This window comes from Roseibium aggregatum (assembly GCF_017309185.1).
GTDB classification, from domain to species: Bacteria; Pseudomonadota; Alphaproteobacteria; order Rhizobiales; family Stappiaceae; genus Roseibium; species Roseibium aggregatum_B.
The window spans coordinates 643,968-660,518 of the sequence record NZ_JAEKJZ010000001.1 but is presented as its reverse complement, the minus strand read 5'-3'; the positions used below and the strand labels follow the sequence as shown (position 1 = coordinate 660,518).

Below are 16,551 nucleotides of genomic sequence, written 5' to 3'. Positions count from 1 at the left end.
AATGTTCGGCATTTCGTTCATCGGATCCATCCTTACCAGCGGCGCTCAAACCTGCGGCGCAGGATGATCGCGATAATGTTCATGGTCATGAGGAAAATCAGCAGGACGATGATGCCGCCCCAGGCGCGCTCGTAGAAGGCCGGGTCGGCACGCTTCGCCCATTCATAGATCTGGGCCGGCATCGCGGAGTTCGGCGAGAAGAAGCCGGCAGCCACCCCGTCCGGATAGTTGGAGGCGATGAAGCCGACCATGCCGATCAGAAGCAGCGGAGCCGTTTCTCCAAGCGCCTGCGCCAGACCGATGATGGTTCCGGTCAGGATGCCCGGCATCGCCAGCGGCAGAACGTGGTGGAAGATCGACTGCATTTTCGACGCACCGATCCCGAGGGCCGCGTCACGGATGCTCGGCGGAACCGCCTTGAGCGACGCGCGCGTCGAGATGATGATCGTCGGCAGGGTCATCAGCGTCAGCACCAGACCGCCGACCAGAGGCGCGGATTGCGGCAGATGCATGAACTGGATGAACACCGCCAGACCCAGAATACCGAACACTATGGACGGAACGGCGGCCAGGTTGGAGATGTTCACCTCGATCAGGTCGGTGACCCTGTTCTGAGGCGCGAATTCCTCAAGGTAGATCGAGGCGGCGACACCGATCGGCAGCGACAGGAAGAGCACGACCAGCATCATGAAGAAGGAGCCGATCATCGAAGCGCCGATACCGGCCTGTTCGGGACGGGAGTCGGAGGCGTCGGTTCCGGTTATGAACGCCCAGTTGAACCGCTTTTCCAGAATGCCCGCGTCTTCGAGCTGATCGCTCAGATCCAGGTGAGCGGCGTCCAGGTTCTTGTCCTCAACCAGATCTTCGCGTTTCACACGGCCCTTGAGATAGCCATCGACGCGCGAGGATGCGACGAGTTCGAAGGTTACGGTGGACCCGATCCTGTCCGGGTTGGCCAGCGCATACTCGCGAACCGTTGCGGCGGCCCCCGAGGAGAACAGCTTCTGCAGGTCACGCGCCGACATGTCGGTGGTGATGTTCGCGTCCGTCAGTTCCTTGGCGAAGGCACCGTCAATGATCGCACGGTACTTCGAGGTCTTCACCACGGACTTTTCGGCAGCCTCGATCTGTTCCTGATTGAGCGGAATATCCACTTTCAGAAACGTCTGCTGGAAGGCGCCAAGTCCGTTCGCCAGGATGGCCCAGAGCAGCGCAACCAGGAAGAAGAGACCGATTGCGATGGCGACGATGCCGTAGATCTTGAAGCGCGCCTCGGCGGCGTTGCGCTTGCGGGTCAGGGCGTCGGGCTCAAGGATCGACTTGATCTTGTGCGGCGTCGGAGCATTGGAGGTGTCCGACGGAGGGGTAAGGGTCGTGTCGGTCATTAGTCGTACTGCTCCCGGTACTTGCGCACGATGTAGAGTGCAACGATGTTGAGCATCAGCGTCACGACGAAGAGCGTCATGCCGAGCGCGAAGGCGACCAGCGCCTCGGGCGAGGCAAAGTCGGCGTCGCCGGTGAGCTGACTGACAATTTTCGCCGTCACCGTGGTCATGGCCTCCAGCGGATTCACGCTCAGGCGCGCCGCGGCACCGGCACCGAGCACGACGATCATCGTTTCACCGATGGCGCGCGAGGCCGCCAGCAGGATAGCGCCGACGATGCCCGGCAGAGCCGCTGGCAGGATGACCTGCTTCACGGTTTCCGAGTGGGTCGCGCCCAGTCCCAGGGACCCGTCGCGCATGGCCTGCGGCACGGCGTTGATGATGTCGTCGGACAGCGAGCTCACGAACGGGATCAGCATGATGCCCATGACAACGCCCGCGGTGAATACCGAGGAGGCGCCCTGCATCCAGCCGACACCCAGAACACCGCCGCCGCCGAAGACGTTCATCAGGAGCGGACCGACGGTCAACAGGGCGAAAAGGCCGTAAACGATGGTCGGAATGCCGGCGAGGATCTCCAGAAGCGGTTTGGCGATCGCCCGGACATGCGGCGTCGCATATTCCGAAAGATAGACCGCGGCGAACAAACCGATCGGCACGGCCACCGCCAACGCGATGAGCGAGATATACATTGTCGCCCAGATCAGCGGCACGATGCCAAGTTCGGAACCGCCGCCAAAGCTCGGCGACCAGGTCAGGCCGAAGAAGAAGTCCGTCGCCGGATACAGGCGGAAAAATTCGACCGTGTTGAAAATCAGCGAAAGCACGATGCCGACCGTGGTCAAGATCGCGATCGAGGCAGCCGCAATGAGAATGTAACGGACAACCGTCTCGACACTGTTGCGTGCCCTGAAGTCCGGATTGGTGCGTATCACGCCCAGGACAAAGCCAAGCACAGCGACGGCGAGCACGCCAATCGTACGGAACAGCAGGCCGGTGGCGTTCCAGCCCCGATAGGACTGGGCGGCGCGTAGCGTCTCGGCGGTGACATTGGATCCGAGGGCGACACCGACCTGCCCCAGACGGCCACGGACATCCGTCAGTTCCGTCCGGATGGAGTTGGCCATTTCGGCGTCCATCGCACCTTGAGACACTGCCAGATCGAGGCCGTCGGCCACGCGGGCGACATCGCTCATGACAAGATCCAGCGAGCTTGCCGCGGCCGTTTCTTCCGAAATCATCGAGGAAACATGGTTGTTGATGACGGCCGGCTGCACGATCAGCCAGACGATCAGAACGAGGAGCGAAGGCACCAGCGTCAAAACAACGACGTTCCAGCCATAATAACCTGGCAGAGAATGCAGGATCCGGGGATCCCCATTAGCTGAACTTAAAGCTTTTCCGCGGCCAACGAAAAACCCGGCAACAGCCAGGATCAACAGCGCGAGAAGAATATATGGAAGTGACATAGGGCGACCCAACCGGCAGGAAGACGAAGAAGGGCGGCCTGGGCCGCCCTTCCGGAAAGGATGTGCTTACTGGCCCATCGTTTCTTCAGCTTCGATGGAAGCCTGGGTAGCGGCCAGCTCCGGATCGGAGACCAGGCCGTACTGAGCCAGCGGGCCGTCCGGACCGGCAATCTCGTCGGAGACGAAGAACTGAGCGTATTCCTTCAGGCCCGGGATCACGCCGATGTGCGCCTTCTTGATGTAGAAGAACAGCGGACGGGAAACCGGATACTCACCGGAAGCGATGGTCTCGGTGGACGGAGCAATACCGGCCATGGTTCCGACTTTCAGCTTGTCGGTGTTGTTTTCGTAGAAAGCCAGGCCGAAAACGCCAACGCCGTTCGGGTTGGAGTCGATGCGCGCCAGGGTTTCGGTGTAGTCGCCGTCGATGTCGACAGACTTGCCGTCGGTGCGGACCGCGATGCAAGCGTCTTCAGCGTCGTCTTCGGACATACCGCCGTCGATCATGGCCTTCAGAGCGCCGGTTTCTTCACAACCAACCGCCAGAACCTTCTCTTCGAAGACTTCGCGGGTGCCGTGCTTGGTGCCCGGGATGTAAGCAGCGATTTCGACGTCCGGCAGGGCTGCGTCGACTTCGGACCACCTGGTGTAGGGGTTGTCGACGATTTCACCGTCTTTCAGGACCTTCGGGGACAGGGCGTTGAACCACTGAGCCTGCGTGAAGGCGGTGAAGTCCGGACCGGTTTTCTGGGAAGCGAAAACGATGCCGTCATAACCGATGCGTACTTCGATGATGTCTTTGACACCGGCTTCCGCACACGCCTTGATTTCCTTCTCGCGGATCTTGCGGGAAGCGTTCGCCACGTCGATGGTGTTTTCGCCAACGCCGGTGCAGAACTTCTTCAGACCAGCGGAAGAACCGCCGGATTCAACAACCGGGGTCGGGAAGTCGGTGTTTTCACCGAAAGCTTCAGCGACGATGGAAGCGTAAGGCAGAACGGTGGAGGAACCAGCGATCTGAACCTGGTCGCGAGCCTGAGCAGCACCAACGAATGCGGTGGAAGCAACGGCCAGAGCAGTTGCACTAACGAGGGTCGTAAATTTCACTTGACCACTCCCTTTGAATGTCAAGGTTTCTAGATGATCACCATGCACTGCAACAATCATCGCGGTGCATGAGCGATGACGGGACCGTAGGCTCCGTGAGTGAGAGTTCTATGACAGTTTATTTTCAGTTTTGTGACAATTTAAGTCATTGCTACATATGACATTTTTTCGTTTCTTAAATGTTTTGTGTCAGACATACCCATCGCAAAAGGCACGCGACTGAGCACGCAGCGCAGTCTCCCGCGAAGAGGCTATAGAGGGTTTCCCCAAAGGAATGTACGGCCGCCCCGATCCGTGCGACGCGGGGGCATCGATGCCGGATCCCGGCCGAGACGCACAACGCCGCAAAAACGGGATTCAGACGCGGCATCTGGCGACCCGTTCCGCCCCCCCCCCCGGACAGCGTTGCGGCGCTTGAATGCCCAATCAGGCCACCCTGCGCAACGCGCCTTGCCCGCAAACCGGAGGGAGCCATCAGACGGGGCCTGTTGGTTGCGGGTTGGGTTAAAATCGCAAGGCGTTCAGGTGGCGGCTTTTGTCCGCCTCTGCTTGCCGGTCGTCGGGGGCAAGCGGAATGAGGCCCTTTGCCGCCAGATAGCCTTCGTCTCCCCACGCCGCTTCACCGGTGAATTCCGCGACATAATCCTCAAGCCCGGGGATCTCTCCGACATGTTCTTTCTTGATATAGAAATAAAGCGGCCTCGAGACCGGATATTTACCGGAGGCAATATTATCGAGCGTCGGCTCGACGCCATTCACACCGACGCTTTGAATGCGTCCCGTGTTCTTCACCAGGAACGAATAACCGAACATCCCGACAGTCACCGGGTTTTCTTCCAGCGCGCCGACAATCAGATCGTCGTTCTCTCCGGCTTCGACAAAGGCGCCGTCGCGGCGGATAAGGGTGCAATGGTCCTCTTCCAGGCCTCCGACCGCTTCGCAACCCACCTCCATCACAAGTTCCTCGAAGGCGTCCCGCGTACCGGATGTTGGCGGTGGACCGAGCACCTCGATCTTTTCGGCCGGCAGCCCGGCTGCGATGTCGGACCACGAGACGTTGGGATTGTCCCGGACCCCGTTGCCTGAGGGCAGCTTGCCCGCCAAGGCTTGAAAGATCTGCTCCACCGTCAGTGAGAATTTCGGCCCCTTGACGGAATTCGCCAGAACGATGCCGTCATAGCCGATCTTGATCTCGACCGGCGTCACGCCGTTGGCCATGCAGGTTTCCAGTTCCGACGGCTTCATCCGCCGCGAGGCGTTGGTTATATCCGGAGTGTTTTCCCCGGCCCCCTTGCAGAACAGGGCAAAGCCCGCGCCGGAACCGGTCGATTCGACAATCGGGTATTTGAGTCCGGTCTTGCCGACTTCTTCGGCGACCGCTGTCGCGAACGGAAATACGGTCGACGATCCCACGATCAACAGGCGGTCCCTTGCCGCGGCGGACATCGGGATAAAGAGGCTCAGGCAAAGCATGCAACTCGATAAAGCGCGGGCCGTGAAATGTTTCGCCACCTGCAAACTCCCGTATCGTCTTCAATTCATGCTCTCGGAATCAACCGGCGGGACCACCTCCAGTTGATCCTGGGTAACATCGTCAAATTTCAGTACGACGACACTGGCGGGAAAAAATCTTCAGGCGGTCGCTTTTTCCTGCATGCCCTCGGAAGCCTCGATGGTGGGAAGCTTGACCTTGAACGTCGCTCCCTTGCCCGGCTCGCTTTCGATTTCCATCCGGCCGCGGTGCCGGGTAAGAATGTGTTTCACGATCGCCAGACCCAGCCCGGTCCCCTTCATCGCCCGGCTGGACTCGACATCGACACGGTAAAACCGCTCGGTCAGCCGCGGCAAATGCTCAGGCGGAATGCCATCGCCGTAGTCGCGCACCGACATCAGGCAGCCGGGCCCGTCCTGCGCACCCTCCTGCCATTCCAGGGTTACATCGACGAACTTGCCGCCGCTTCCGTATTTCAGCGCATTTTCCATCAGGTTTTCAGTCACCTGGATGAGCTCGTCGCGATCTCCCCTCACCTTCACGGGAACCTCAGGGACCTGCACACGGATCCTGGCGTCCATCTCCTTCGCCACCGGCGACAGGGCGTCCGCGGTGTGGCGGACGATTTCGGCCATATCGACCACACTCGCCGGCCGGACATGCGCCTTCAGTTCGATCCGCGACAAGGACAGGATGTCGTCGATCAGGCGGCGCATGCGGCCTGCCTGATCCAGCATGATCGTCAAGAACCGGTCCTGCGCTTCCGGATCGTTTTTGGCCGGTCCCTGAAGCGTTTCGATGAATCCGGTCAGGGAGGCCAGCGGTGTGCGCAACTCATGACTCGCATTCGCAACAAAGTCCGTCCGCATGCGTTCCAGCCGGCGGTTTTCGGTCAGGTCCTGGATAACGACGAGAATGAAATCGGGAAGATGCGTCTTGCGCTCCTCGATCTCCTTGCCCTGCGCCCCCGGCATGTAGATCGGCGCAATGTGAGCTTCGTACCAGGTCTCGGTCGGAACCTTTTCGATCCAGCTGATCCGTTCCTCCCCACCGGTGGCGCACACCCTGTCGAACGCTTCAAGCAAGGATGGGGCCCGCAGGGAAAACGACAACGGATCGCCCGGCTTCACACCTTCGTAGAGCGCAAGCGCCCGGGTGTTCACGTAGCGGGTAATACCCCGTCCATCCGCCACGAAACACGGGGTCGGCAGGGCATCGACCGTTACCTTCATGCCTGTCCCCGGCCACATCCGCCGCCTTTCCCGTTGCGCTTTCAACTGTACGCGGCGTCCGACCGACTTCCGCGGCACGAACGCGGTGACAAGAACCAGCGCGGCCAAAGCCGCCGCCATCGCCCACAGCGGAACGTTGTGAAACAGAACGCCCAAGGTCGCCGCGCACAAAGCGGTGATGAGAATCCACCGTGCTTCGTTCAGTCGAGTGAGAGGCGACGCAGCCACCTCGGAGTCGGTGGCTGCCTCATCGGGCAATGGGGAGTCGGTCATGGATTCGCCGTGCGATCAAAAGCCTGTATGTTGCGCCAGGAAGCCTGAAGATAATTTAGCCACCTTAACAATTACATGCTGTCGTATCCGGAAGATCAAGGCGGCGTCGAACGCTTCGCCTACCACACAAAGCATGTCAACCACGCGACAAAACTCTGACTTTGCCAAAATGTCTAGACGAATTTTATCTCGTCAGGCCATCCGCCTGGCCGCATCCTGAAGTTGCCGGAGAATTCTCGGCCAACCGTCCGTCTGCCGCATGCGCCCCGCGTACTCCGTTCCCTCTTCCCCGTGGCGCAGAAATTCATTGTGAACGATCTCCAGGCGCGTCAGTTCACCCGCCTGCCGGAAATTGACCATGACACGGCTTGCCGTGCCCGGATCCGCGATCTGCTCGCCGTCTTGCGTGACCTGCCAAGCCAGGCGGATGAACAAAGGCGCTTCGATGGACAGCACCGTACCCCAGATCCGGCGACGTCCCTCGCCGTCGATTTCATAGCAGGCACCGCCGGCAAAAGGTTCGATGCCAACCTCGACACCGGTCCCCGAATCGCCTCGGCCATGCTCGCGAAACGGCGAGGACCACCAGAGACCGGGCCGGTCGACGAACAGGGAAAAGGCCTGTTCGCGCGGTAAATCCAACAAGCCGTCGACACGGCATTCCTGATCCTGTGACATAAGCGTCCCGCCAAGATGCTCGGTTCAAATCACCGCCACAATGTCCCACAGAAAGACACCGATTGGCAAAGTTCTGCTTCCCTAAACGATTCAAACGTCAGATACATGACGCAATATCTGGAACCGCCCGGCTGGAAAATCATGAAACACGACCGGAACTTCGAACCCAACCACGGTGTCGCCGTGGAGATCGTGCCGGGCCTGCGCCGCCTGACCGCGGAGAACACCGGCCCGTTCACGTTTTCGGGCACCAACACCTATCTGGTGGGAACAGACAGGCTCACCGTCGTCGACCCCGGCCCCCTTCTCGAAGAACACGTCGATGCCATCTTGAAGGCCGCCGAAGGCGCCGCGATCGAGTCCATCCTGGTCTCACACACCCACATGGACCATTCCCCCGCCGCCCGGTTGCTCAAGGCAAAAACAGGAGCCCCTATCGTCGGCTGCGGCGTTCATCGCGCGGCCCGGAGCTTGCTCGCGGACGAACTCAATCCCCTCGATGCCAGCAGCGACAAGGACTACGCGGCCGACAGGGAGCTGCGCGACGGTGAAATCCTCGAGACCGCCGGCGCCACCTTCGAAGCGATTGCAACACCGGGACATACGGCGAACCATCTTTGCTTCGCCCTGCAAGGAACGGATATTCTCCTGTCGGCGGATCACGTCATGGCCTGGTCGACTTCGATCGTTGCCCCGCCGGACGGAAGCATGCGCGACTACATGGCGTCTCTCGACAAACTTCTGCAACGGCCCGAGCAAACCTATCTGCCGGGTCATGGCGGCCCGGTCCAAGACGCGAAAACCTATGTGAGCGACCTGAAGCGGCACCGCCTCGGCCGCGAGGCATCGATACTCGCGCAGCTTGGCAAGGGTCCTCTAACCATTCCCGAAATCGTGGCCGTGCTCTATGCCCAGGTCGATCCCGCGCTTCACCCGGCCGCCGGCCTGTCGGTTTTCGCGCATCTGGAAGATCTCTCGGAACGCGGTCTCGTGACGGCCAGTCCCGATCTTCTCCTGACGGCGCGCTTCGGTTTGCCGGAGCCCGGCGGTCCGGAAACAGCCGGGTAAACTCAATCCGCTACCCTTCCAGATCCGTCAGTTCAAGGCCGTCGGCCGGAGCGTCGTCTTCTCCTTCGAAATAGGGCTTGAACCCCGGCAACGGCACGGTATCGCGCGGCTCGTCCAGGGGCTCTGGCTGCGAACCGGTTTCCTCCAGTTCGCTCTCATCGACCGAGAGCCGGGCGAGATCGCCGTAGGTCTCAAGCAGGACCTTGTCGATTTCCGCGAACACCGTGCGGATGTGATCGGCATTGTCCCTCAGATCCTTGAGCGGTGTGCGGGAACGGGAGCGGACATCCAGCAAAGCGCCGACCGGGTCCGGACGCACCCGGAGCGCCACATCGTATTTCAGACCCAGGATCCGGGTCTGGCCTTCCGCCTGCAGGCGCGTCGGCGCATCGAGCAGGTCGGGAGGCAGTTCGTCCACAACGCGCAGGTCCAGATCCTCGATGGCTTTCGCCCCGGCTACGTGAAGCTGGCCCGGCGGAATCCGGTATCTGCGCGACACGATATCGGGGTGGAGAAGTTCCACTTCCGCCACCTCAGGAGCGCCGGCGCCGGAAAGCTGCAACCAGAGCGGCCAGACCTGCGTCTCCAGGGTGCCGTTCAGCCAGGCGAGGAAAGGTTGTTCGTCCGACATCGCCACCCGGGTCAGTTCCGGCGGATCGGACCGGTCCGTCGACAGATCGTCGGCGCCCCGATGGGATACCAGCATTGCCAGAAAAAGCGCCGGAGGCACAAGCGCCAGACATCCGAGCAGCGCCCCGTTCAAGGCGGCGGGAACACCGGGGCCGCCGAGCGTCCAAATGCGCTGGAAGGCGAAAAATGCCATCGCCAGCGAAAGAAGTGCAATCAGCGCCGCGCCGGCAAGCGACAGCACGAACACATCCGCCTCGATCAGCCCGAAGCGTTTGGCGAGAAAGGCGATCACCGAAAGCACCAACGCCAGCGCACCGACACTCCGGCTTGCCGGTGCCGAGACTGTCTTATGGGTGGCGTATCGCTTCATGTCGACCTGAAAGCTGAATTTACGGTTCCGCGCCAAGGGCACGGCATTTAGCATGTTTCTTCGTTTACAGATGAAATGTCAAAAATGAACTTCACTTCGCGGGGCCCCACATCATAAAGTCATCCCGGCGGTATCACCAACGGGCCGCGCGTCTCATGGCAGGAAAGGCGCCCCCACTGTCCGAGCCTTAGAAATCGGGGTTGTGCATGACAGGAATGAGCTCCCGTCATCCATCTAAGAAAACGGGCGAGCCGGTTGCCGGGAACGAGGGGGACTGGGCAAAGGACGATTCGTTTCCCGGTGTTTTCTTCAAACCCAGCTTCCGCAATATTTGTCTCTGCTACCTGTCGCTTCTGACCTTCTTTCTGTCCCCCGTCGCACTGTTGTTCGCATTCCTCTTCGCGGAGCGCGGCGGCAGCCGGCTCCAGGCCCATTACTTCTTCATCCGCACGACCTTCGCGCTGCTCGTGATCGGTTTCTGCCTTGCCGGGTTGATGGTTGTTCTGGGGGCGGTCCTTTCTACGGTGCTGATCCTCGCCGGCGTCGTGCTCTTCGTGCTGTCGGCGGCCCTGACCCTCGTCCGCTGCGCCAGCGGCCTGGTGTTTGCGCTGCGCAGCGAGGCTCCCCGCAATTACAAGAGCTATCTGATGTAAAACCCGCCGCACCGGACAGGATCCTGTCCGATGGCACGGTGCGGCAGGCCGTTCAAGCAGTGAGGTACCGTCCGGTGGACCGCTCCGCCATCAGAGGCCGAGCTTCTTTTAATTTCGATAGACACGCCCCCCTCACCAAGAGGAAGACAATGCAAATTGGTAAATAAAATTTTACCGATACTTCTAAAATTACTTCATACTTTGTTACAGGCTGTTATGGTTTTTGACTGGCCGGGCCTCGCGCAAAGGCGCACACTTCACCTTGTCCAATGCGGTTTTTCCGGTGACAGACTTCTTCTGCCCTTCGAATGCCTCATTTGGATTCGACACCAAACCTGCCCGCAAGAAAACTGTGAGGAACACCAGACAGCGGGCACTGACAAAAACAACGGACCCGAGACAATGTCTGAACAATCCGCCCGCCCGAACATAAGTCTTCCGGCTGGAGCAAAACTCGAAAACCAGTACAAGCCCGTCGCCATTGCCGCGCTGAACGCAGCCGCTTTGTGCAACAAGACCGGGGCCGTGACGAAAAAGGCGAAGTAATTCGCCTTCACGGATGACTGGGCAGCCGGATGGTTCTTGCGGAGGGTGCCCCGATGCAAGGCAGCCGTTCCGCATTTCCGAAGAACGAGTTCTATCCGGTTCCCAGGCACAGGTTTAAACTGGTCAGGATCCCGCAAGGGCCTGCCGCCGCGCCTTGACACCGCGCTTTTTCCCGGGGACCGGCCGAGGTTCGGTTGCCGTGAACCGGTCTGTTGGGCAAACTTTCGATGAGTCGCGCACATCGCGTGCCGGCCCTTCGGAGAGTGCCTTATGATCATTGCCTATTGCCCCTCGGTGAAGGGCCTGGAGCGGATTGAACTCGCGCCGGGCGCGCCCCTTCCAGCGACGTCCGTCTGGATCGACCTTTTCTCGCCGACCCAGGAGGAGCAGAAGGCGGCGGAAAAGCTCATGGGCGCCGAGATCCCGACCCGTGAGGAAATCGCCTCCATCGAAACGTCCGAGCGTCTTTATGCGGAGCCCGGCGCCGTGGTCATGACCGCGCAGATGCCGATGGCGACACGCACCGTCAATTCGACACTGTCTTCCGTCACCTTCGTATTGAACTCCAAACGGCTGGTGACGGTCCGCTACGGGGAACCGAAGACGCTCGCGATCCTGTCAAGGAAAGTGCAAGGCGACGTCACCCTTGAGCGCAAGGGGCCGGCGATTTTCTTCGCAATGCTGGATATCATCGTCGACCGTTGCGCGGATGAAATGGAGGACGCCTCGTCGTCATATGACGAACTGGCGCATCAGGTATTCGGCGAAGGGCTGAACATGCGCAAGACCGCCAGCTACCAGGATGCCATCAAGCAGCTTGGCCAAATCGGCCTCAAGGTCGCAAAGATGCATGACGTCTGCACCAGCCTGATCCGCGCGCTGCTTTTCATGGGCACTCATGAAAAACGGCTCGGCTTCAGCGCCGAACAGCTACTGGAGTGCAAAACCTTCGGGCAGGACATTCATTCCATCAAGGAACACGGGGATGCGCTCGACAACAAGCTGGCGTTTCTTCTGGATGCCACCGTCGGCCTCGTCACGCTGGAACAGAACCAGATCTCGAAGATCTTTACCGTGCTCGGCGTCATCTTCCTGCCGCCGACGCTGATCGCCTCGATCTACGGCATGAATTTCGAGAACATGCCCGAACTGAAATGGCAGCAGGGCTTCGGCTTCTCGCTCGGCATGATGCTCATTTCCGTTATCCTGACGTTCCTGTTCTTCCGCTGGAAGCGCCTGTTGTAACCCCCCTCCCCTTATCCGTTACGGGTACAGGCGGTCCTTGGTCCAGGGAGCATCCGGAGTCTCGCGGGAGAAGACCACCCGGTCATGCAGGCGGAAGGGTCGATCGTGCCAGAACTCGATGGAAAGCGGCGTCAGGCGCATGCCGGACCAGTGGTCCGGCCTCGGAATTTCGCCGACGCCGAATTTCGCGGTGTAGCGGGCGACTTCCTTTTCCAGCGCAAACCGGCTTTCCAGAGACCGCGACTGTTTCGATGCCCAGGCGCCGATGCGGCTGCCGCGCGGCCGGGACTTGTAATAGGCATCCGCCTCGTCCCCGGAGACTTCCCGAACCGGCCCGCGTATCCGGACTTGCCGGCGCAGGGACTTCCAGTGGAAGCACATGGCTGCCTTGCCGGCCGACAGCAGTTCGCGCCCCTTGGCGCTTTCGAAATTGGTGTAAAACACGAAGCCGCGCTCGTCGAAGTCCTTGAGAAGAACCATGCGCACGTTCGGCAGGCCGGTTTCGTCCACGGTCGCAAGCGCGAGGGCGTTGGGATCGTTGATTTCCGACGCTCTGGCATCCTCAAGCCATTCACCGAAAAGGTCGAATGGTTTCTGTGCTTCCGAAAAGTCACCTTTTGTTAATTCTTCGGGCGGATGCTTGAGGTCGGTCATTGGGTACCTGTCGAAGGATCGGCGGCTCGGAAAACGGCTGAAGTGGCCGGACCGCGGGGGCTGTCTTAATATGTATCGTATGCGTTCATATACAGTTGGGTTCTGCAAGATCCAACTTTTTGTCGCCGCCGCGGGCATGGCCGCGACGCTTGGCGGCTGCAGCCAGGTGACCGTGCCGATGGGCAGCAACAACGTCGACACGCCCACCGTGATCACCGGCGCCATTTCCTCCTCCACCGATATTGCCTATTCGGACGTCGATGAGAAGGATCGCGAGATCATCTCCCAGAACCTGGACCTGGTTGCCGAGCATCTGGATTCCGGTCAGGCGGTGGACGGCCTGGCCCTGCCCTGGCTGAACGCGGTAAGCGGCAATTCCGGAACGCTCACCGAGATCGATACGAACGTCTTCGGCGAGACGGGATGCCTGTTCTTCAAGACCACCGCGAACACCATCGCCGGCATCAAGCTTTATTCGGGAACGGCCTGCCGGGATGTCAGCCGGAAGTTCGCCGTTACCGCCCTGACCGTGGCAGGCGCTTGAGCGCCGCCGTCGGCGCGAAAAGACGATACCGGCCATTAAAGGGTATAAAAGTCTGGAATTTTTACCCGTTCGACCCGATATTGAAGCCAAGTCCGGTAGTGGGTCGCGGGCTCTTCCATGAGACGGTGATCCGGCTGTACCCCGGTTCGCGCTTCGGAGCAGACAGTGTATCCGGAGCGTTTCCGTGTGGGGACGCGGCGCCGGAAAATCTTTAGAAACCTGGTGAGACGAATGCGTGATCCCTACAGCGTTCTCGGCGTGGCGAAATCCGCCGGTGAGAGCGAAATTAAAAAGGCCTTCCGGAAACTGGCCAAGCAATACCACCCGGATCAGAACAAGGACGATCCGGAAGCACAGCAACGTTTTGCCGAAGTCAACCAGGCCTACGAAATCGTCGGCGACAAGGAGAAGCGGGCCCAGTTCGACCGCGGAGAAATCGACGCGGAAGGTAAGCCCCGCTTCCAGTCCCACGGGTTCGAGGGCTTCTCCGGATATGAGGACTTCGGTGGAGCCGGTGGAGCGCGCGGCTTCAAAGGCGCAGCCGGTGGCGGCGGGGCCGGCTTCGACGACATCCTGAACGATATTTTCGGCAGCTTCGGCGGTGCCCGTGGCGGACGCGCGCGCAGCGGAGCCGGAGCCGGTGCTGGTCCGGGCGCTGGTTTTTCCGGGTTCGCGGGTGGCGGGGCTCAGACGAGGGCAGCGCCCAAGGCCAAAGGCCGGAACGCGGAGATCGTCGCCAGGGTGTCGCTGGAAGACATCGTCAATTCCGGCAAGACCCAGGTGACGCTGCCGAGTGGCAAGACCGTGAATGTCACCCTGCCCAAGGGCGTCGAGGAAGGCGAGAAGATCCGCCTGAAAGGCCAGGGCTACCCGGGCGAGAACGGTGGCCCCGCAGGCGACGCCATGGTCGAGGTCCGGTTGAAGCCGCACAAGCTGTTCGAGGTCAAGGGCTCCGATCTGATCCTCGATCTGCCGCTGACGCTCTATGAGGCGGTGCTCGGCGCCAAGGTGCGCACACCAACGCTTACCGGCGCGGTCAATCTGACCATCCCGGAAAACGCGTCGAGCGGCAAGACGATGCGCCTCAAGGGCAAGGGGCTGCCGACAAAAACCGGCGGCCACGGCGACCTTCTGGTCAGGCTCCAGATCGTCATGCCGCCCCACCGGGACGAGGAACTCGACACCCTGATGCGCGCCTGGCGGGAAATCACCCCTTACCGGGCACGGGGACCGGAATTCGACTGAGCGGTTCAAAGACGGAGGGTCCGCGCCGGCGGGTGCGGACCGATCCAGGCTTTCGAGCGTCTTCCAATCCTCTCAAAGACCGTGTCAATTTTTGTTGCCATTTACATAACATGTTATATATCATGTTATGTAAATGGAGGTGCACATGGTTGACGATGTCGTCCGCGCGCTCGGATACGCCACACTCGGCAGCCGACTGAAACGGATCGGGGAAAGGTTGCAGGTGCAAACACTGGACCTGGCCCGGACCCTAGCGGAAGAGGCAACAGCCGTCGATCTGCCGGTGCCGTACAATCCGGTTCTGGCCGCACTCGACCGGAACGGCCCCTTGAGCATCGGCGAAATCGCCCAAGCCCTCGGGCAAAGCCAGCCCGGCGTGACGCGCATGGTCAACGGCATGAAGGCGGCCGGTCTCGTGGCCGCCCGCCCCGCCGAGGACGACAGGCGCATCAGCACGATTTATCTGACCCCAAAAGGCATGGCGCTTGTCGCGCAGTTGAAGCGGACCCTCTGGCCGGCCGCCGCTCTTGCCGTCGAAGACGCCTGCGCGGGGCTGGAGGGACCGTTTCTGGATCAGCTCGCCCAACTGGAAGACGCGCTCTCGAAGACCCCTCTGGCTCAACGCCTCCCGGACAGACCGATGCCGGATTGGGACGCGTTCGTTTCAAGCAAGGGCCAGCAAAAAGAGGAAAAATGAAATGACGGAAGGCCTCAAACGGGCTGTCTGGTCGGCCTTGACGACACGGCAGGATGCATTTGCTCTGGGAGGGTCTCTCGCCCGGCGGTTCGATCCGTCGATTTCGCCGTTTGCCGCCGCCAAGGACAATTCACCGGAAGCGCTTGCGGCTTTGGCCGGGTTGATCGGTGGGGGAGAAGATCGTGTCTATCTGCTGCAGGCCGGGGATATCGCTCTGCCGGACTCTCTGGACGCCGAGACGACCCGACTTGGCGTTCTCATGACCGAACAGGCGCCGTCCCCCGCTCCGGACACCCATGCGGACATCGTGGCGCTCAGGGAAGACGACATTGGCGAGATGACCGCACTGGCGGAGCTGACAAAGCCCGGTCCTTTCACGTCGCGGACACCGGAACTCGGCGGCTTTTGGGGCGTCCGGCTTGAGGGGCGTCTGGCGGCCATGGCCGGCACGCGGCTGAACCTCGACGGTTACACCGAGATCAGCGGCATCTGCACCCATCCGGAGTATCGCGGCCGCCGCCTCGCCACATTGCTGTCAACCTACGTTGCCGCGCAAATCCGCGCGCGGGGCGACACGCCTTTCCTGCACGCCTATGCGGGCAACCACGGCGCGATCGCCCTCTACCGGAAACTCGGCTTCGAAATCTGGAGCGAGGTGAATGTGGCGGTCGTCAGGCGCCGCAACTGAAAGGCTTCTTCATTCTGCACGCAAGCCGCTCATCCAGAAGAATGTCAATGATTGCACAGGCTTGAAATGCAACCAAAGTTGATGTTAATAAAATCGTAAATTGTATTTATTGCTTAATCGGTTTCGATTGAAGGTGGGATCAAATGCGTCTTTTTCTGAGTTTTTTCATTCTGGTTCTGATGTCCGCGATTGCTCACGCCGACACGACGCGCCGCACTGTCTCGGCCAATCGGGCATCTACGGTCGGTATTCATGCGAACTACAACCGGCACACCTGTTCCGGAGGGGCTCTTCCCCAGTTCCGCGTGACGCAGGCGCCCAAGCACGGCAGCGTTTCCTTCAAGCAGGGATCTTTCAAGCTGAACGAAAAAGCCGGAAAATGCGCCGGCCAACGGGTGAAGGGAACCGTCGTCATCTTCAAGCCCAAGTCCGGATTTCGCGGCGAGGACGTCTTCAAGATCGGCTACAAGATGGAAAAATATGCGGGAAGCGGCAGGATCAGCTTTCTGGTCGAACGATACATCATCAAGGTGAAATAGCCGCCACGGCAACGCCCGCTGGGCTGCGCCATTTAA

Annotated in this window: 17 protein-coding genes; 9 read left to right on the top strand and 8 right to left on the bottom strand. The window is 60.5% G+C overall.

Features of this window, described 5'->3' with window-relative positions; genetic code table 11:
• Positions 1 to 32: 32 nt before the first annotated feature.
• From pstA to JF539_RS02955, 6 genes are all read right to left on the bottom strand, one after another.
• Positions 33 to 1,385 (bottom strand): phosphate ABC transporter permease PstA, encoded by a 1,353-nt coding sequence (pstA, locus tag JF539_RS02980; protein ID WP_207138861.1) that lies wholly within the window; start codon positions 1,383 to 1,385, stop codon positions 33 to 35.
• Positions 1,385 to 2,854, bottom strand: coding sequence for a phosphate ABC transporter permease subunit PstC (gene pstC, locus JF539_RS02975; protein ID WP_207138860.1), 1,470 nt, complete (start codon positions 2,852 to 2,854; stop codon positions 1,385 to 1,387). The genes pstA and pstC overlap by 1 nt, the downstream gene beginning before the upstream one ends.
• Before the next feature lie 66 nt (positions 2,855 to 2,920).
• The gene (locus JF539_RS02970) at positions 2,921 to 3,961 is read right to left on the bottom strand and encodes a substrate-binding domain-containing protein (protein WP_207138859.1); all 1,041 of its coding nucleotides are present in this window, start codon (positions 3,959 to 3,961) and stop codon (positions 2,921 to 2,923) included.
• 504 nt (positions 3,962 to 4,465) lie between these two features.
• Complete coding sequence (locus tag JF539_RS02965; RefSeq protein ID WP_207140817.1) at positions 4,466 to 5,434, bottom strand: substrate-binding domain-containing protein; 969 nt, start codon at positions 5,432 to 5,434, stop codon at positions 4,466 to 4,468.
• 159 nt (positions 5,435 to 5,593) lie between these two features.
• Complete coding sequence (locus JF539_RS02960) at positions 5,594 to 6,958, bottom strand: ATP-binding protein (protein ID WP_207138858.1); 1,365 nt, start codon at positions 6,956 to 6,958, stop codon at positions 5,594 to 5,596.
• 192 nt (positions 6,959 to 7,150) lie between these two features.
• Entirely contained in the window at positions 7,151 to 7,636 is a 486-nt protein-coding gene (locus tag JF539_RS02955) for an SRPBCC family protein (protein WP_207138857.1), read from the bottom strand.
• 105 nt (positions 7,637 to 7,741) lie between these two features.
• On the opposite strand from JF539_RS02955, the gene JF539_RS02950 reads away from it, so the two are divergent.
• Entirely contained in the window at positions 7,742 to 8,704 is a 963-nt protein-coding gene (locus JF539_RS02950) for an MBL fold metallo-hydrolase (RefSeq protein ID WP_236042330.1), read from the top strand.
• 10 nt (positions 8,705 to 8,714) lie between these two features.
• Here the strand turns inward: JF539_RS02950 and JF539_RS02945 are convergent, their stop codons facing one another.
• Positions 8,715 to 9,758 carry a DUF1499 domain-containing protein gene (locus tag JF539_RS02945; protein ID WP_209016980.1) on the bottom strand — a complete coding sequence of 348 codons (1,044 nt, stop codon included), beginning with the start codon at positions 9,756 to 9,758 and terminating at the stop codon, positions 8,715 to 8,717.
• A 152-nt stretch (positions 9,759 to 9,910) separates the two neighbouring features.
• Between JF539_RS02945 and JF539_RS02940 the strand changes: the two genes are divergently transcribed.
• The 3 genes from JF539_RS02940 (at position 9,911) to JF539_RS02930 (ending at position 12,148) form a co-directional block, all read left to right on the top strand.
• Positions 9,911 to 10,357 carry a hypothetical protein gene (locus JF539_RS02940; protein ID WP_207138856.1) on the top strand — a complete coding sequence of 149 codons (447 nt, stop codon included), beginning with the start codon at positions 9,911 to 9,913 and terminating at the stop codon, positions 10,355 to 10,357.
• A 402-nt stretch (positions 10,358 to 10,759) separates the two neighbouring features.
• Positions 10,760 to 10,903: a hypothetical protein gene (locus JF539_RS02935; RefSeq protein WP_207138855.1), complete on the top strand. Its 144-nt coding sequence runs from the start codon at positions 10,760 to 10,762 to the stop codon at positions 10,901 to 10,903.
• A 270-nt stretch (positions 10,904 to 11,173) separates the two neighbouring features.
• Entirely contained in the window at positions 11,174 to 12,148 is a 975-nt protein-coding gene (locus JF539_RS02930) for a magnesium transporter CorA family protein (protein WP_207138854.1), read from the top strand.
• Positions 12,149 to 12,166: 18 nt separating this feature from the next.
• On the opposite strand, the gene pdxH is transcribed toward JF539_RS02930, so the two are convergent.
• Complete coding sequence (gene pdxH, locus JF539_RS02925) at positions 12,167 to 12,802, bottom strand: pyridoxamine 5'-phosphate oxidase (RefSeq protein ID WP_207138853.1); 636 nt, start codon at positions 12,800 to 12,802, stop codon at positions 12,167 to 12,169.
• Positions 12,803 to 12,881: 79 nt separating this feature from the next.
• Between pdxH and JF539_RS02920 the strand changes: the two genes are divergently transcribed.
• From JF539_RS02920 to JF539_RS02900, 5 genes are all read left to right on the top strand, one after another.
• Positions 12,882 to 13,346, top strand: a complete 465-nt coding sequence (locus JF539_RS02920) for an RT0821/Lpp0805 family surface protein (RefSeq protein ID WP_209016979.1) — start codon at positions 12,882 to 12,884, stop codon at positions 13,344 to 13,346.
• 231 nt (positions 13,347 to 13,577) lie between these two features.
• Positions 13,578 to 14,591, top strand: coding sequence for a DnaJ C-terminal domain-containing protein (locus JF539_RS02915; RefSeq protein WP_207138852.1), 1,014 nt, complete (start codon positions 13,578 to 13,580; stop codon positions 14,589 to 14,591).
• A gap of 145 nt (positions 14,592 to 14,736) precedes the next feature.
• Positions 14,737 to 15,288 carry a MarR family winged helix-turn-helix transcriptional regulator gene (locus JF539_RS02910; RefSeq protein ID WP_207138851.1) on the top strand — a complete coding sequence of 184 codons (552 nt, stop codon included), beginning with the start codon at positions 14,737 to 14,739 and terminating at the stop codon, positions 15,286 to 15,288.
• A gap of 1 nt (position 15,289) precedes the next feature.
• On the top strand, positions 15,290 to 15,976 hold the full coding sequence (locus JF539_RS02905; RefSeq protein ID WP_207138850.1) for a GNAT family N-acetyltransferase: 687 nt from the start codon (positions 15,290 to 15,292) through the stop codon (positions 15,974 to 15,976).
• Positions 15,977 to 16,119: 143 nt separating this feature from the next.
• Positions 16,120 to 16,515 carry a hypothetical protein gene (locus JF539_RS02900; RefSeq protein ID WP_207138849.1) on the top strand — a complete coding sequence of 132 codons (396 nt, stop codon included), beginning with the start codon at positions 16,120 to 16,122 and terminating at the stop codon, positions 16,513 to 16,515.
• The last annotated feature ends 36 nt before the right edge of the window (positions 16,516 to 16,551 follow it).

What these genes read in the sequence shown, in the direction of transcription:
- pdxH (WP_207138853.1), bottom strand. Translation starts at nt 12,802, where the DNA reads ATGACCGACCTCAAGCATCCGCCCGAAGAATTAACAAAAGGTGACTTT.
- JF539_RS02910 (WP_207138851.1), top strand. Translation starts at nt 14,737, where the DNA reads ATGGTTGACGATGTCGTCCGCGCGCTCGGATACGCCACACTCGGCAGC.
- JF539_RS02945 (WP_209016980.1), bottom strand. Translation starts at nt 9,758, where the DNA reads ATGCTAAATGCCGTGCCCTTGGCGCGGAACCGTAAATTCAGCTTTCAG.
- pstC (WP_207138860.1), bottom strand. Translation starts at nt 2,854, where the DNA reads ATGTCACTTCCATATATTCTTCTCGCGCTGTTGATCCTGGCTGTTGCC.
- pstA (WP_207138861.1), bottom strand. Translation starts at nt 1,385, where the DNA reads ATGACCGACACGACCCTTACCCCTCCGTCGGACACCTCCAATGCTCCG.
- JF539_RS02965 (WP_207140817.1), bottom strand. Translation starts at nt 5,434, where the DNA reads ATGCTTTGCCTGAGCCTCTTTATCCCGATGTCCGCCGCGGCAAGGGAC.
- JF539_RS02950 (WP_236042330.1), top strand. Translation starts at nt 7,742, where the DNA reads ATGACGCAATATCTGGAACCGCCCGGCTGGAAAATCATGAAACACGAC.
- JF539_RS02935 (WP_207138855.1), top strand. Translation starts at nt 10,760, where the DNA reads ATGTCTGAACAATCCGCCCGCCCGAACATAAGTCTTCCGGCTGGAGCA.
- JF539_RS02940 (WP_207138856.1), top strand. Translation starts at nt 9,911, where the DNA reads ATGACAGGAATGAGCTCCCGTCATCCATCTAAGAAAACGGGCGAGCCG.
- JF539_RS02900 (WP_207138849.1), top strand. Translation starts at nt 16,120, where the DNA reads ATGCGTCTTTTTCTGAGTTTTTTCATTCTGGTTCTGATGTCCGCGATT.
- JF539_RS02930 (WP_207138854.1), top strand. Translation starts at nt 11,174, where the DNA reads ATGATCATTGCCTATTGCCCCTCGGTGAAGGGCCTGGAGCGGATTGAA.
- JF539_RS02905 (WP_207138850.1), top strand. Translation starts at nt 15,290, where the DNA reads ATGACGGAAGGCCTCAAACGGGCTGTCTGGTCGGCCTTGACGACACGG.
- JF539_RS02920 (WP_209016979.1), top strand. Translation starts at nt 12,882, where the DNA reads ATGCGTTCATATACAGTTGGGTTCTGCAAGATCCAACTTTTTGTCGCC.
- JF539_RS02960 (WP_207138858.1), bottom strand. Translation starts at nt 6,958, where the DNA reads ATGACCGACTCCCCATTGCCCGATGAGGCAGCCACCGACTCCGAGGTG.
- JF539_RS02955 (WP_207138857.1), bottom strand. Translation starts at nt 7,636, where the DNA reads ATGTCACAGGATCAGGAATGCCGTGTCGACGGCTTGTTGGATTTACCG.
- JF539_RS02915 (WP_207138852.1), top strand. Translation starts at nt 13,578, where the DNA reads ATGCGTGATCCCTACAGCGTTCTCGGCGTGGCGAAATCCGCCGGTGAG.